We start from the raw sequence: 14,648 nt of genomic DNA, 5'->3' as shown, positions 1-14,648 counted from the left end.
GTCGGCACCGTCACTTTTTTGCCAGCCGCCATCATGTCGATCTTCAAACCACGCCGGACATCGCCAGTGCGCACGACCCCGACTATTTCGGTCGTCGTGCCGCTGTACAACCACGCGCGCTATATCGAGGCCGCGCTCGACAGCGTGCTGTCGCAGACTTCGCCCGCCGACGAGATCATCCTCATTGACGATGGCTCGAAGGACAATGGTTTCGTCCTTGCGCAGCAGATGCTGGCGAAAGTGCCGCATGCGACCTTGCACAAGCAGGAAAACGCTGGCGCGCACAATACGATCAATCGTGCAATCGGGATCAGCCGCTCGGAATACATTGCGGTGCTGAACTCGGACGACATCTTCGCGCCCACCAAACTGGAGCGAGTGCGGGCCATCGTGCAAGACCGTCCCGGCGTCGGGTTGATCGCGGGCAGACCGGGCATCATGGACGATAACGGCGTGCGGCAGAATGCAGGCGTCGCGATCGACTGGCTGGGCCGCGCCGCGAATTTTCTCGAAGACACAGGGCTGCCGCAGCTCGCGTTGCTCAACGAGAACTTCGTTGCGACCACGTCGAACATGGTGTTTTCGCGTGCGCTATGGGATGCAGCGGGAGGCTTCCAGCCGCTTCGCTATTGCCACGATCTGGATTTCCTGATGTTTGCGTATGCGCAGAGTTCGGTGTTTCTTGATCGCGAGCACGAGCATATCGTTTATCGCGTCCACGAAAGCAACACGATCAAGGAAGACCTCAGCAAGGTGCGGGTCGAAATCGCTGCGGTGATTGCACAGGCGTTATTCGCTTCGGGGCCGCGACTGTTCTCGGCTGGGCTGGCCGAACAGGATCTGGCTGCATTCCTGACTTTCTTGCGAAACAAGCAGTTGACTGAACTGCTGTGCTTCTTCCAGACCATCCTGTCTACGTTTCCGACTCGGGCTGCATTTTACGAGTACGCGGGAGATGCCCGAAACGCGGCGGCTTTCCGAGCAGCCGTCATGAACTGAGCGCAGTGGCCCATCAACAGGGTCATTGTTCGCTGATCACCTGGCGCCAAAGTACTATGAATTCGACGGTATCTTCTCATCAGGACAGTGCGTCGCCGACGCAAGGTTCGCTGCCGCTGCAGGCGGTAATTCTGGCCGGAGGCTCGGGCACGCGCTTGTGGCCGTTGTCGCGGGAGCACTTTCCGAAGCAGTTGATCGGGCTTCTCAGCGAAGAGTCGCTTCTTCAATCGACGGCACGCCGCCTCGATGCGGTTCACGCAACGCGGCCGGTTGCCGAAGACGTGCTCGTCGTGTGCGGCGAAGACCATCGTTTCACTACGGCGGAGCAGCTCCGGCGCGTTGGCCGAAGCGGCGTCATCATTCTGGAGCCGGCGGGCCGCAATACGGCGCCGGCGCTCACCCTTGCAGCGCTCGCGCTGGCGGAAGGCGGCAAGGACGCAATCATGGTGGCCATGCCCGCCGATCACGTCATCGGCGACGTCGCAGCATTCGCCGACGCTGTGGCCAAAGCCGCCGAGTATGCGGCGACGGGGCAGGTGGTCACGATGGGCATCGTCCCTACGCGGCCGGAAACGGGGTACGGCTATATCAAGGTGGGTGAAGCGGTGGGCGAGGGAAGCGGACATCGCCTTCAGCGTTTCGTCGAGAAACCTGACCTGAGCCTCGCGGAAAGCTACATGCAGTCCGGCGAGTTCTGGTGGAACAGCGGCATTTTCGTCCTTCGCGCGTCGGTCTGGTTGACGCTGGTCGAGCACTATCGTCCGCTTATCGCCGAAGCGTCGCAGCGTGCTTTTGCTGCTTCTGTGACGGACCAGGATTTCCTCCGCGTCGGCAAGCCGGAGTTTATGGCGTGTCCGTCGGAGTCCATCGACTTCGCTGTCATGGAGCATCTCGGCGACGCGGATTCGCCGGCAGAAGCGGTGGTGATTCCGCTGCGCGCGGGTTGGTCGGACGTCGGCTCTTGGGACGCGATCTGGGATCTGTTGCCGAAAGACAATGAAGGAAACGTTGCACGGGGCAGGGCGATGTTCGATGGAGCGGTGAACACCTTCGCCCATTCCGAAGGGCGCCTGATTGCATGTGTGGGCACGGAGAACCTGGTGGTGGTCGAGACGCCCGATGCAATTCTCGTCGCGAAGACCTCGGAAGTGCAGCGCGTCAAGAACATCGTCGCGCGTATCAAGGCGGAGAAAGGGACCGAGGCGGGATATCACCGCAAAGTCTATCGACCGTGGGGCTACTATGACTCGATCGACAGCGGTCGCGGGTTTCAGGTCAAGCGGATCGTGGTCAATCCGGGCGCGCGCCTTTCGCTCCAGATGCATCACCATCGCGCCGAGCACTGGATCGTCGTGAGCGGCACTGCGCTGGTTACGCGCGGCGACGAAACGTTCCTGTTGTCGGAGAACGAGTCGACCTACATTCCGCTCGGGCAAAAACACCGGCTCGAGAATCCTGGCAAGGTGCCGTTGGCCATGATCGAAGTGCAGTCCGGCAGTTATCTGGGCGAAGACGATATTGTGCGGTTCGACGACACGTACGGACGGAGCTGAACGTTAGCGTCGCTGCGCGTCGCGGCTGATGCTATTGTCCCTGGCCGATCTACGCCCACGTACAACGACGCCTGCATCAGCAGTCCAGCGACTGCACCAGCATGTCGGTGCAGTCCTCTATCGACATATTACCCGTGTCGATCGTCACGTCCGCATGTTCGGGTGCTTCATAGGGACTGTCGATGCCCGTCATGTTCGGCAGCAGTCCATTTCGCGCTTTTCTATACAGGCCCTTTGGATCGCGCTCTTCGCAGACGGTCAGCGAAGCATTCACGTAGACCTCCACGAATCGATCCGCGCCGATAAGTTGACGCGCCATTTCACGCTCCTGCCGGAACGGCGAAATGAATGCCGTCAGCACGATGAGCCCTGCGTCCATCATCAGCTTCGCGACTTCCGCCACGCGCCGGATATTTTCGACGCGGTCCGCCTCTTCGAAGCCAAGGTCCTTGTTCAGGCCCTGACGAACGTTGTCACCGTCGAGGATATACGTGCGCTTGCCTAATGCGTGAAGCCTCACTTCGAGTGCGTTTGCAATCGTCGATTTGCCCGCGCCCGAAAGACCCGTGAACCAGATAACCTTGCCCGGGTGTCCGTTCTGCTGTTCGCGATCTTCACGCGTGATGGTCAATGGTTGGCGGTGCACGTTTTGCGACCGGCGCAAGCTGTGATGAATGATGCCGGCGGCCACCGTATTGCGCGTGAAATTATCGACGAGCAAAAAGCCGCCTAGCGTCGTCGAATTCTCGTAAGGCATGAAAGCAACAGGCTTGCTCGTGGCGATATTGCACACCACGATGTCGTTCATGCCGACATCGCGTGCGGATTCGAGCGCGAACGTGTTGACGTTTATCCGGTGCTTGATCGCGGTGATCGACGCGCCGACCCACTGGCTAGCAAGCTTCAGTTCATATTTGCGGCCTGTCAGGCCGCGTTGATCCTGCATCCAGATGACGGTGGCCCTGAACTGATCGGTGACTTCGAGCGGCTGCGATGCCAGCGTCAGCACATCGCCGCGCGAAACGTCGATCTCACGGTCAACAACGACTGTAATGGCGTCGCCGGCTTGAGCTTCGTCGAGATTGCCGTCGAATGTCACGATGTCGCTGACGCGCGCACATTGTCCCGACGAGGTCACACGTAGTTCGTCTCCACGGCGTACCGCACCGGCGGCCACCGTACCGCAGATGCCGCGAAAGTCCGCGGTCGAACGATTGATCCACTGCACGGGCAGAGCAAAGTCTGCTTGCGGCCGCGCGGTCGCATTGACCGTCTCGAGATAACCCAGCAACGTGGGACCGGTGTACCAGACCGTGCGCGCGGACCTCTGCGTGATGTTGTCGCCGTGGAGCGCGGCGACCGGTATGGCGACGATCTCATCGAAATGCAGCGGCCGGGCGAGGCGCGAGAAGTCCTCCTCGATCTTGTCGAACGTCGCGCGGTCGAAGCCGACGAGATCCATCTTGTTGACGGCCAGCACGACATGGCGAATGCCGAAGAGCGACGCGAGGAACGCATGCCGGCGAGTCTGAGTCTGGATGCCGCGCCGTGCGTCGACCAGCAATATGGCGACCGCGGCCGTCGATGCCGCCGTCGCCATATTGCGCGTGTACTGCTCGTGGCCGGGCGTATCCGCCACGATGAATTTGCGCCGGCGGGTCGCGAAGAAACGGTACGCGACGTCGATGGTGATACCTTGCTCACGCTCGGCGCTCAAGCCGTCCACCAGCAACGCGAAGTCGATGGCATCGCGTTGCGTGCCATACATTCTGGACTCCGCTACAAGTTCGGCGAGCTGGTCATCGAACAATTGACGCGAGTCCCACAATAGACGGCCAATCAGCGTACTTTTGCCGTCGTCGACACTGCCGCAAGTGATAAAGCGCAACTGGTCGAGTTGCGATTGCTCGGCCAGCCACGCGTCGATATCGCCCGGCCGCTCGACGGTTCGCTGCGGCAAGCCGCTAGTCCTGGGATTTCGCGCCATCAGAAATACCCCACTTGTTTCTTCTTTTCCATACTGCCGGGGCTATCGGTGTCGATCTTGCGGCCCTGGCGTTCCGATGTATTTGCATTGACCAGTTCGAGCAGAATGTCGTCGATGGTCTCCGCCTCCGATTCGATTGCACCCGTCAGCGGATAACATCCCAGCGTGCGAAAGCGGATCTTGCGAATCTCTATTTGCTCGTCGGGCATGATCTGGCATCGGTCGTCGTTGACCATCATGATCATGTCGGGACGAACGACAACCGGCCTCGGCTGCGCAAAGTACAAAGGCACGACAGGAATGTTTTCCTGGCGGATGTATTGCCAGATATCGAGCTCTGTCCAGTTGGAGAGCGGGAACACGCGGATGCTCTCTCCGGCGTTCTTGCGCGCGTTATAGAGATTCCACAGTTCCGGGCGCTGGTTCTTCGGGTCCCAGACATGCGTGGCGGTTCTGAATGAAAACACGCGCTCTTTTGCGCGCGACTTCTCTTCATCGCGACGGGCTCCCCCAATGACTACATCGAATTTGTAGTGATCCAACGCCTGCTTCAGGCCTTCCGTCTTTGTGATTTCCGTATGCCGGGCCGCACCGTGTTCGAACGGATTGATGTTCTTCGTGATGGCTTCCGGATTGATATGCGTGATAAGACGCATACCCGAACGGCGCGCCATGTAGTCCCGGAACAGATACATCTCCTGAAACTTCCAGCGCGTGTCGATGTGCAGTAACGGAAATGGCGGCTGGCTCGGATAGAACGCCTTGCGGGCGAGATGCAGCATCACGCCGCTGTCTTTGCCGACCGAATACATCATGACCGGATTCTGCGCCTCGGCAATGGCCTCGCGCAGTATGTGAATGCTCTCGTTTTCGAGCCGCTTCAGGTGTGGCGAAATGAGACCACGGCTTGCGCCGTCGTCGGCTGGCTCGATCAGAATCGGCGAGTATGCCTGCGGTACGAATTCGATCGATGGGATCGACGGCATATCTCTAAGCAGTCCAACCAGTTGCCCGGAAGCGAGGACGGTCAGGTCGCGGCGCAGATGCTGCTGCAATTGCGCGAGCGCGTGGCGCACCATGCGGGCGTCCGCGTCGCCTGGCAGCGGCACCCAATAGCGTCCGCCCCTTGCGTCGTTTGCATGGAGACAGGGACGTCCTCCAGGCAGCGGAGCTAGCTGCGAGAACAGCAAGAGCCGGCGCTTGCTTCGTGCGCGTTCGATGACCCAGTTCGTCACCAGCGCGATTGCGGGACGCCCTAGCTCGTCGACGAGCGTTTGGGCATTGAGTTCTTGCGGAAGGATCTCGAGGCTATGCAGCCGCCGTTCAGTCGTGCGCTTGCTTTCTGCGCCGAGCAGCGTACTCAGATGCTGGAAGGCGAGCTCCGTCGTCCACACCTTCTCTTCATCGAGACCCAAAAGATCAATGTCGGTCATATGTCGGAGTTTGCAAATTTGAATCTTAGTCTAGCGCTTGCTCGGGTAATTTCCAACGTCCCGCTGGGCTGAATGGCGATAAATGCGAACTGCGTCAAGCATGTCCTAGGAGAATTGCAGAACATGCTGCACGACAAGCGGAAAAGGCTTCAAATCCTTGCTATTGATCTCGAATCCTTTTGTTGCTGCTATTATTGTCACTCGCGCTAAGCGAGTTCTCGCAACTCGCGATGGCGCAAACTCGCTGCGCTTCGGCAAGGGTCATGAAGCCAGCCAACCCAGCGGGGCGCGCGGGCGAGGCCGTGGTCGGTCTGCAGCGTTGGATCTTGCGATCCAGTGTGTCTGCCGATCTCGCGGTTTTAGAAGCCGCTTTCCTGTCCTGTCGCCGCCCAACTACACTTCGTTGGTTAAATCACCGCATCTGACCGGTGCATGCGTACTCGTTGTTCGCATGTGAGCATGCGACCGTTACCCGTCGTGAGAGTTCTTTCAAAAAGCATAAGGCGTTCTTCGAATGCAAAAGTTTTCAGTTCATCCGCGCGAGCTAGCGATCAGTCTGTGGCGTAACCGGAGGCTGATCGCATTGTCTGTTCGGCGCGAGGTGCTCGGACGCTACCGGGGTTCGTTTCTCGGCATCTTTTGGTCGTTCTTCAATCCGCTGCTGATGCTGGCCGTCTATACGCTCGTGTTCAGTGGCCTGATGAAGGCTCGGTGGAACGCAGCCAGCGATTCCAAGACGGAATTCGCGCTCGTGCTATTTGCGGGTCTGATGCTATTTAATCTGTTTGCGGAATGCATAAATCGGGCACCCGGTCTCATCCTCGGTAACCCCAATTACGTAAAGAAAGTCGTATTTCCGCTTGAAATACTTCCTTGGGTGAGCCTAGGGTCGGCTCTTTTTCACGGCGGCGTCAGCTTGCTCGTCTGGCTCATCGCCTATTGCATCTTTTTTGGAGCGCCGCACGCAACGGTTGTCTTGCTGCCGCTCGTGCTGATCCCCTTCATTCTCTTCACGATGGGACTGAGTTGGGCGCTGGCGTCGCTCGGCGTATTTTTGCGCGACGTTGCGCAGGTCATCGGCATCCTGACAACTGTCTTGATGTTTCTTTCGCCGATCTTCTATCCTGCAACAACGTTGCCTGAAAAATATCGTCCGTTGCTCTATCTCAATCCATTGACGCCCGTAATCGAGTCGGCGCGCGATGTACTGTACTGGGGCAAAGTTCCGAGCTTCGAAATGTTAGGAGTCTACTTGGTGATCAGCGCATTCATCGCCTGGCTGGGTTTCGCCTGGTTCCAGAAGACACGCACGGGATTTGCCGATGTCCTCTGAAATCGCGATCAAGGTCGAGAACCTGAGCAAGCGCTATCAGATCTACGACCAGCCGAGAGATCGGCTCAAGCAATTCGTTTTGCCCCGCGTACGGAGAATGATCGGCGCTGCGCCTGCGCAGTACTTTCATGAATTCTGGGCGCTTCGCGACGTATCGTTCGAAGTGCGGCGCGGCGAGACCGTCGGAATTATCGGGCGTAACGGAAGCGGCAAATCGACCTTGCTGCAGATGATTTGCGGCACCCTCAATCCCACGCATGGGACGCTCGAAACGAAAGGCCGAATCGCTGCGTTGCTCGAACTGGGCTCCGGCTTCAACCCCGACTTCACGGGTCGCGAGAACGTGTTCCTTAACGCGGCAGTGTTGGGCCTCAGTCACCAGGAAGTGGAAGCGCGCTTCGACGATATCGTTGCGTTCGCAGATATCGGCCACTTTCTGGATCAGCCGGTCAAAACGTATTCGAGCGGCATGGTGGTCCGGCTCGCATTCGCGGTGCAGGCGATGATCGACCCGGACATTTTTGTCGTCGACGAAGCGCTTGCGGTGGGCGACGAGAAATTCCAGCGCAAATGCTTTGCGCGGCTCGAAGAACTGAAAAGCCGCGGCACGTCGATCCTCTTTGTCTCGCACTCGGCGGCCAGCGTCATCGAGTTGTGCGAACGGTCTCTGCTGCTCGACAGTGGCAGCCGCATCATGTATGCGCCGGCGGCGCAAGCCGTGCGCGCGTATCAGAAGCTGCTTTACGCGCCCAAAGCGGATCACGAATCACTGGTCCGCGAATTTCGCGCGGCGGACAGCAGTGCCGGCGCCGTTAATGGTGCCGCGGGTGCCGCGGGTGCCGCAGGTGCCGCGGCAGACATCGTGCTTGCCGCTCAGGACGCAGCGAAGAACGCCGAGTCCACGTTCGATCCAGGACTCGTGCCGGAGACCACCACGGTCTATCCGGCGCAGGGCGCGGAGATTCAATCCATCGCATTTCGCAGCGAAGACGGGCGCGTGGTCAATGTGCTGCAGTCGGGTGAAACGTATTACCTGGAGATGCAGGGTGTGTTCACGCGGGACTTTGCCGGCGTGTTCTTTGGGATCCACATTCGCAACATTCAGGGCGCTGTGGTTACCGGTCAGCGTTATCCGGAAGAGGGCCGTTACGTGACGGACGTACGCGCTGGGAAGCAGTTCAGACTTAGATTCGCTTTCAGCATGAACCTGATTCAGGGAGCGTATTTCGCGGGCGGGGGCATCTGGTCAGCGGAAGAACCCGCGTGTGCGCATCGGATTCTCGATGCCGTCATGTTTCGCATTAGTCCGACGGAAAAGCAGAAGTCGTTTGGCTACGTCGATCTCGCAGCAAGCGAACCGACGCTCGATCTGGCGGTGGTGTAGTCGGTATGGCATCCCGCCACCTTATCGCACTAGGAGACTCACATCTCGAAGCACTGCAGTTCGCGGCCGATCTCAATCTGCTGGACGTCGAGCGCAGTGTCTTCTCCATCGTGCCAGGGGCAACCGTCGTGGGGTTGAGAAATCCGAACTCCTTGACCAACGCGGTCAATCTGTTCAAGGAGTCGCTCTCCGCCTGTCCCCGGAACGCTAGCGTTCTTATCCACCTCGGGGAGGTGGACTGCGGGTTTGTGATGTGGTGGCGTGCCATGAAAATTGGCGAAAGTGTGGAGACGCAGTTCAATGAATCTTTGCGGGCCTATCGTCAGTTTGTGGGCGAGGTCCTGCGGATGGGGTTCACGAGGGTATGCGTGACTGGTGCGAGCTTGCCGACGATTCGCGACGGTGTAGACATGAGCGAAGTCGCCAACAAACGTAGTGAGATTGCGGTTAGCTTGCGGGATCGGACGGATTTGACACTGCGCTACAACCGCTGCCTGGCGGACATGGCTACCCAAATGAGACTCAGCTATTTCGACGTCGGCAATGCGACGTTGGATCGTTCATCCGTGTTGGTTCATGATTTTTTTAGAAACCCCGACCCCACAGATCATCACTTGGACAAATCAAAAGTCGCCGGAATCTGGGCCGAAAGATGTAACGCATTCGTCGGCGGATCCCTATGATCCGCCAGTGATTATCGAGCGATTGGAAAGGGTGGGAAATGAGTGACGTTGTTGATGGAAAGCTGGCGGCGCAGGAGAAGCTGTTCCAGTTCCTGCGCTGGAACAGCTATCGTTCCGAACGGCACAAGCTGTTTTATATCGCCACGCCCAAGGTGGCGTGCACCTCGTTGAAGTGGTGGTTCGCGGCGCTGGAAGGCTATGCCGAGTCGCTGTACGACATTAACGATAGCTCCGAATCCGATCCTGAACTCGTCGTTCACGAATCGCACAAGGTCGCGCCGCACGTCACGGGTCTGGACAAAGACGCGCTGTATGAAGCGTTGACCTCGAACGAGTACTTCCGCTTCGCGGTGGTGCGAAACCCGTATAAGCGCATCTTCTCCGCGTGGCAATCCAAGCTGCTGTTGCAGGAGCCGCTGCAGGTCGGACGCTATACGAAGTTCGAGTTTTTTCATCTGCCGGTCAACTCGAGGCAGGACATTGCGCCCGCGTTCGAGGCGTTTCTCGAACATCTCGCGAGCAACGAGGCACCGTCGTTCTGGGACCATCACTGGATGCCGCAGGCTTCGTTGCTGAGGCCGGACATCATCGAATATTCCCGGATCGCGAAAGTCGAAGACAATGCGCCTTTGAGCGCTGCACTGAAGGAGTGGCTCGGCGGCTACCTGCCTGATCCGTTCGCCGTGCATCGGGCGAACGAGAGCCTCATTCCTTTTCAGCCGGATTTCATCACCGAGCGAAGCGGCGAATTGCTGCGCGCGATGTATGCGGAAGACTTCGATGCATTCGGCTATGACCGAGCGTTGCCAGGGGCCAAGGAGAGCTTCTCCGAAGAGCAGGCCGACGTCGCGCTCAAGGCCGTGCATCTGCTGCGCGCCCGGCACACGCAGCTCGGCGAGCGCTCGGAGCGGTTGGCTGCACTTAGCCAGGCCGTCCGCGAACGCGACACACGAATCGCAGTGCTTGGAAATGCTGCGTCTGAGCGCGACGCTACACGAGCGCAGCGCGACGCCTTGCAGATGGAGGTTGAGACGTTGCGGGCGCAGCGCGACGCCTTGCAAACCGATCGCGAAGCGGACATCGCCGCCCGCGACGCGGCTGTCGCAGGGCGTGACCAGATAATCGCGAATCTGAATCGCGCCATCGCGGGACGCGATGCGGAGGTTTCCCGGCTCAGTCGGCAAGCGATCCAGAGCAACGCGCAGGTGAAATCGCTGGAACGAACCATCGAGGCACGACAAGCGCGCATTGCGGAGTGCGAGGCGCACATGTGGCACCTCGAGCGCGCGCTCGCGGAACGCGATGCGCAAATTGCCGAAGGTGATCGCCAGATTGCAATGCTTCAGCAAGAAGCTGCGGAGAAAGGCGCGCAACTCGAATCGGAGCGCCAACGGCTCGCCGAAATTTTCGGATCTCACACGTGGCAACTCGCCACGCGCATTCGCAAGGGCGCCACAGCGTACCGCCGTGTATTGGGCCGCTCGCGACCGGACGAAATGCGCAGCGCATCGCCAATCGCGCGTGCGCGCCGCGCGTTGCAGACGCGTCTTGCGATCCGCGCCATTCGCGGCAATAACCTGTTCGACGGCTCGTTTTATCTCGCCAGCAATCCGGACGTGCGCGAGGCCGGGCTTGATCCCGTCAGGCACTATCTGACACATGGCTGGCGCGAGCGACGCGATCCATCGCCCGCCTTCAGCACCGCCCAATATCTGTCCGATAACCCGGACGTCGACCGCGCACTCGTCAATCCTCTGTTGCACTATCTGCGCTTTGGAAAGCGCGAAGGGCGCATCGTCCACGCAAGCGCGACGGCGGCATCCGTCGACGTCGCGCATTCGTCGCAAACCGACGTGGCCGCCGTCGACGCTCCTCATCGCGAGCCCGCAGACGGCCAGGTGACAGCGCAGAGCGACGAACATGCAATCGTGAACAATGCCCTCGATGCCGAGGTCGACGCGATCAGGCAGTCGGGACTGTTTGACGAGAGCTATTACGTTTCGGTGAATTCGGAGCTCAACCTGAGTCCGGGTGAGGCGATTCGCCACTATTGCGAATCTGGCTGGCGAGAAGGGCGCAATCCGTCGGACGACTTCGACACACGGTATTACCTCGATACGTATCGCGACATTCGCGAGGCCGGCATCAATCCGTTCTGGCACTACGCCATTGCTGGAGCGAGTGAGGCGCGGCGCGCGGCGCCTGCGGCCAGCAATCTGCATGAGAAAGACATCTGGTTCGGACCTATCGAATCGGACGTCAAGTTGATCGCTTTCTATAAAGCGCCCGACTGGTCTGTCGCGCGCGCCGGCCGTCCAATGTTCAAAGGGCATTTGCAGCCTTTTCTGCCGAGCACGCAGCCAGGATTTTATGATCCGCTGGACAAGGACGTCATGCGCTGGCAGGCGCAGGCGGCGCGACGTCATGGCGTGTACGCGTTCTGTTTCGACCTCGGCACAGACGCCGACGGTTCAGTACCGCCACAGCCGGTAGACAGCTTGCTCGCGACTGAAGACGCGGACATTCGTTTTTGCGTCCAGTTGCACGCAAAGTCCGACGAACAGTCGCGTGCAATCGCCGGCAAGCTCGCGCTTTGTTTCGCCGATCGTCGTTATATCCACATCGACGACAGGCCGGTCGTGCTGATGTCCGTAGCCGGAAACGCGCAGCAGATGGGCGAGTTCATCGCGAGCTTGCGTCAGCATCTTGCGCAACAGGGCGTGAACGCACCGAGGTTCATCGGAGCCTGGTCGGCGGATCACGACGACATGTCGCGCACGGAACTGACCGAGCTCTTCGAAGCGTCGCTGGATCTGTCCGTGACCGGGGAAATCGGCACCTTCACGCCCCTGTCCAAAGGCGGTATCAATGTCGTTCCCTACAGCGTGGTTGCGGCCAACGGTGTGTCGCGGCTATCGCAAGACCGTGCGCCTGGCCATTTCTCCTATCCTGTCGTCACGCTGGCTCGCGATAATTCCGCGGTCCGCGGCGTCGATTCGATCGTCTATTCCCGTTTCCATCCCAAGGCGTACCGGCGGTGGCTGGATGCGGCGATCAGCAATGCGAGAACGTCTCAACCCGCGGATCGGCGCATGGTTTTCGTCAACGCGTGGAACGACTGGAACGAGGGCGTCGCGCTGGAGCCGGACCATAGAACGGGCTTTAACCGTCTGAACGAGACGGCGCGGGCGCTGACGGGACACGAGTCGGGCAAGAAGATGCCTAAGGTTTCCGTCATCGTTCCGAACTACCGGCACGAGCAGTTTCTCAGGCGCCGCCTCGACAGCGTGTACGGTCAGACCTACAAGAATATCGAGGTGCTGTTGCTCGACGATTGCTCGCCGGACGAAAGCCGCGCAGTAATGGATGAGTACGCAGCGGCCTATCCGGAAATCAGCCGGACGTTATACAACGACCGGAACTCCGGCGGCGTATTCCGTCAATGGGCCAGAGGGATTCAGGCCGCAACTGGCGATCTCGTCTGGATCGCCGAAAGCGACGACTTCTGTGACGCTTCGTTCCTCGAGACCCTTGTTTCGACCTTCAACGATGAAGCGGTCATGCTGGCGTATAGCTTCTCGCTATTCGTCGATCGCGATGAAAACCCCATCGACGGTAATTTCGAATGCTACGTAAGCGATCTCGACAACCCGGAAAGGTGGAATAGCAGTTACGTCGAAACGGCGCATAACGAAGTGAGAACGGCGCTCGGCATCAAGAACACCGTCCCGAACGCGAGTAGCGTTGTCTTCAGGCGGCCGGTCGACATGCCGCTTCTTAACGACGAGTCGTGGCTGTCCATGCGCGTCGCGGGCGACTGGGTGTTCTATCTCCATCTTTTGCGCGGCGGGAAAATCGCCTTTTGCGCCGATGCAACCAACTTTTTCCGGCGCTATCCCGGCAGCACGGCCGACACGACCTATAAGCGCGAAGTGTTCTATCGCGAAGTCGGCATGGCGAGTCGTACCGTTGCAGAACTTTACGATGTGCCACTCGAAGTACTCGAGCGTTGCCGCAAGGGATACGAAGACTTCTATTTGCGCGTTGTCGGCGGCGATAGTGAAGAGTTCTTGCGTTGGTACGATTACTTTTCGATATTGCAGGCACGCCAGCGGCGCTTGCCGAACGTCATGGTCACGACCATGGGCTTTAGTCCGGGTGGTGCTGAGATCCTCCCCATCCGCATCGTGAACGAGCTGAAGCGGCAAGGTCATTCCGTGCTGCTCCTCAATACCGGCTTGATGGTGCACGACGACCGCATTCGTGAAATGGTCCGCAACGATGTTCCGGTCGTCGAGGTATCGGACGTGACGGCGACCAGAGAACTTATCCGTGCGTTCGGCATCGAGGCGTTGAACACGCATCAATGGCACTTGCAGAAGTATCCGTCGCAGGTGCCCGACGTGTACGACAGTTTGCGCGTACACGTTGCGTCGTTGCACGGAATGATCGAGCACGGCGACGCATTCGGCGCGACGGAAGAGCAACTTCGTCTGGCCGACGAGAAAGTCACGACCTGGGTCTACACGGCGGACAAGAACCTGGGGCCGTTTATCGACTGCGGACTGTACGACGAGACTTCGACCCGCTTTGCGAAGATTCCGAACGGAATGATGCCGCCGACCATCGTGCCGGTGAGCCGGTCGAGCATGGGCATACCCGAAGATGCGTTCGTGTTGTGCTGTGTGAGCCGGGCGATTCCTGACAAGGGTTGGGCCGAGACCATCGAGGCCGTGGAGCGGGCCCGTGCACTGTCGAACCGCGACATTCGCCTGATTCTCGTGGGCAACGGTCCTGTGTACGACGAGTATTGCCAAAGCGGGGCGTTCGACTTCGTTCACTTCGCGGGTTTCTCGGAGAACTCCGTGGGCCATTACGCGGCGGCGGACATGGGCATCATGTTGACGAAATTCAAGTCCGAAAGTTTTCCGTTGACGATCGTCGATTGCCTGTTTGCGGGCAGACCCTACATTGCGACGGACGTCGGGGATATCCGCAACATGCTCACCGAAGGCAACGAAGTTGCCGGCGCGGTCATCGAACTCGAAGACTGGGCCGTGCCGGTGGATGCGGTCTCGCAAATCATCGCAGCTTTTGCGTCGGACGAGCAGAAGTACCAGAGAACTCGCGCTCTCGTGCGCGAGGTCGCTAACCGCTACAAGATCGATATGGTGACGGCGAAGTACGTTGAGCTTTTCAAAATGTCGCACGGCAAACGACGGATAGGTTCCGAAGAGCGCCGGTGCGATCTCCTACAACTCAACTGACGGTGGACG

The 14,648-nt window shown here is 59.2% G+C and carries 8 protein-coding genes; 6 read left to right on the top strand and 2 right to left on the bottom strand.

What is annotated here, in order from left to right; genetic code table 11:
• The first annotated feature begins 66 nt into the window (after positions 1 to 66).
• The gene (locus C8K18_RS08755) at positions 67 to 999 is read left to right on the top strand and encodes a glycosyltransferase family 2 protein (protein ID WP_258196088.1); all 933 of its coding nucleotides are present in this window, start codon (positions 67 to 69) and stop codon (positions 997 to 999) included.
• A gap of 56 nt (positions 1,000 to 1,055) precedes the next feature.
• Positions 1,056 to 2,552, top strand: a complete 1,497-nt coding sequence (locus C8K18_RS08750; RefSeq protein WP_107707243.1) for a mannose-1-phosphate guanylyltransferase/mannose-6-phosphate isomerase — start codon at positions 1,056 to 1,058, stop codon at positions 2,550 to 2,552.
• Positions 2,553 to 2,628: 76 nt separating this feature from the next.
• On the opposite strand, the gene cysN is transcribed toward C8K18_RS08750, so the two are convergent.
• Complete coding sequence (cysN, locus tag C8K18_RS08745) at positions 2,629 to 4,512, bottom strand: sulfate adenylyltransferase subunit CysN (RefSeq protein ID WP_258196087.1); 1,884 nt, start codon at positions 4,510 to 4,512, stop codon at positions 2,629 to 2,631.
• 26 nt (positions 4,513 to 4,538) lie between these two features.
• Entirely contained in the window at positions 4,539 to 5,435 is an 897-nt protein-coding gene (gene cysD / locus C8K18_RS33500) for a sulfate adenylyltransferase subunit CysD (RefSeq protein ID WP_207909682.1), read from the bottom strand.
• A 1,051-nt stretch (positions 5,436 to 6,486) separates the two neighbouring features.
• Between cysD and C8K18_RS08735 the strand changes: the two genes are divergently transcribed.
• From C8K18_RS08735 to C8K18_RS08720, 4 genes are read left to right on the top strand one after another with little or no spacing between them, the layout of a single operon-like run.
• Positions 6,487 to 7,305 (top strand): ABC transporter permease, encoded by an 819-nt coding sequence (locus C8K18_RS08735; RefSeq protein WP_053857629.1) that lies wholly within the window; start codon positions 6,487 to 6,489, stop codon positions 7,303 to 7,305.
• The gene (locus C8K18_RS08730; protein WP_107707240.1) at positions 7,295 to 8,689 is read left to right on the top strand and encodes an ABC transporter ATP-binding protein; all 1,395 of its coding nucleotides are present in this window, start codon (positions 7,295 to 7,297) and stop codon (positions 8,687 to 8,689) included. The genes C8K18_RS08735 and C8K18_RS08730 overlap by 11 nt, the downstream gene beginning before the upstream one ends.
• 5 nt (positions 8,690 to 8,694) lie before the next feature.
• Positions 8,695 to 9,372, top strand: coding sequence for a hypothetical protein (locus C8K18_RS08725; RefSeq protein WP_107707239.1), 678 nt, complete (start codon positions 8,695 to 8,697; stop codon positions 9,370 to 9,372).
• Between the two features lie 38 nt (positions 9,373 to 9,410).
• Positions 9,411 to 14,639, top strand: coding sequence for a glycoside hydrolase family 99-like domain-containing protein (locus C8K18_RS08720; protein ID WP_107707238.1), 5,229 nt, complete (start codon positions 9,411 to 9,413; stop codon positions 14,637 to 14,639).
• Positions 14,640 to 14,648 lie beyond the last annotated feature (9 nt).

This window comes from Paraburkholderia sp. GV068 (genome assembly GCF_003058125.1).
GTDB classification, from domain to species: domain Bacteria; phylum Pseudomonadota; class Gammaproteobacteria; order Burkholderiales; family Burkholderiaceae; genus Paraburkholderia; species Paraburkholderia graminis.
The sequence above is the reverse complement of the archived record's forward strand: the minus strand, read 5'-3'. Positions and strand labels throughout refer to the sequence as shown.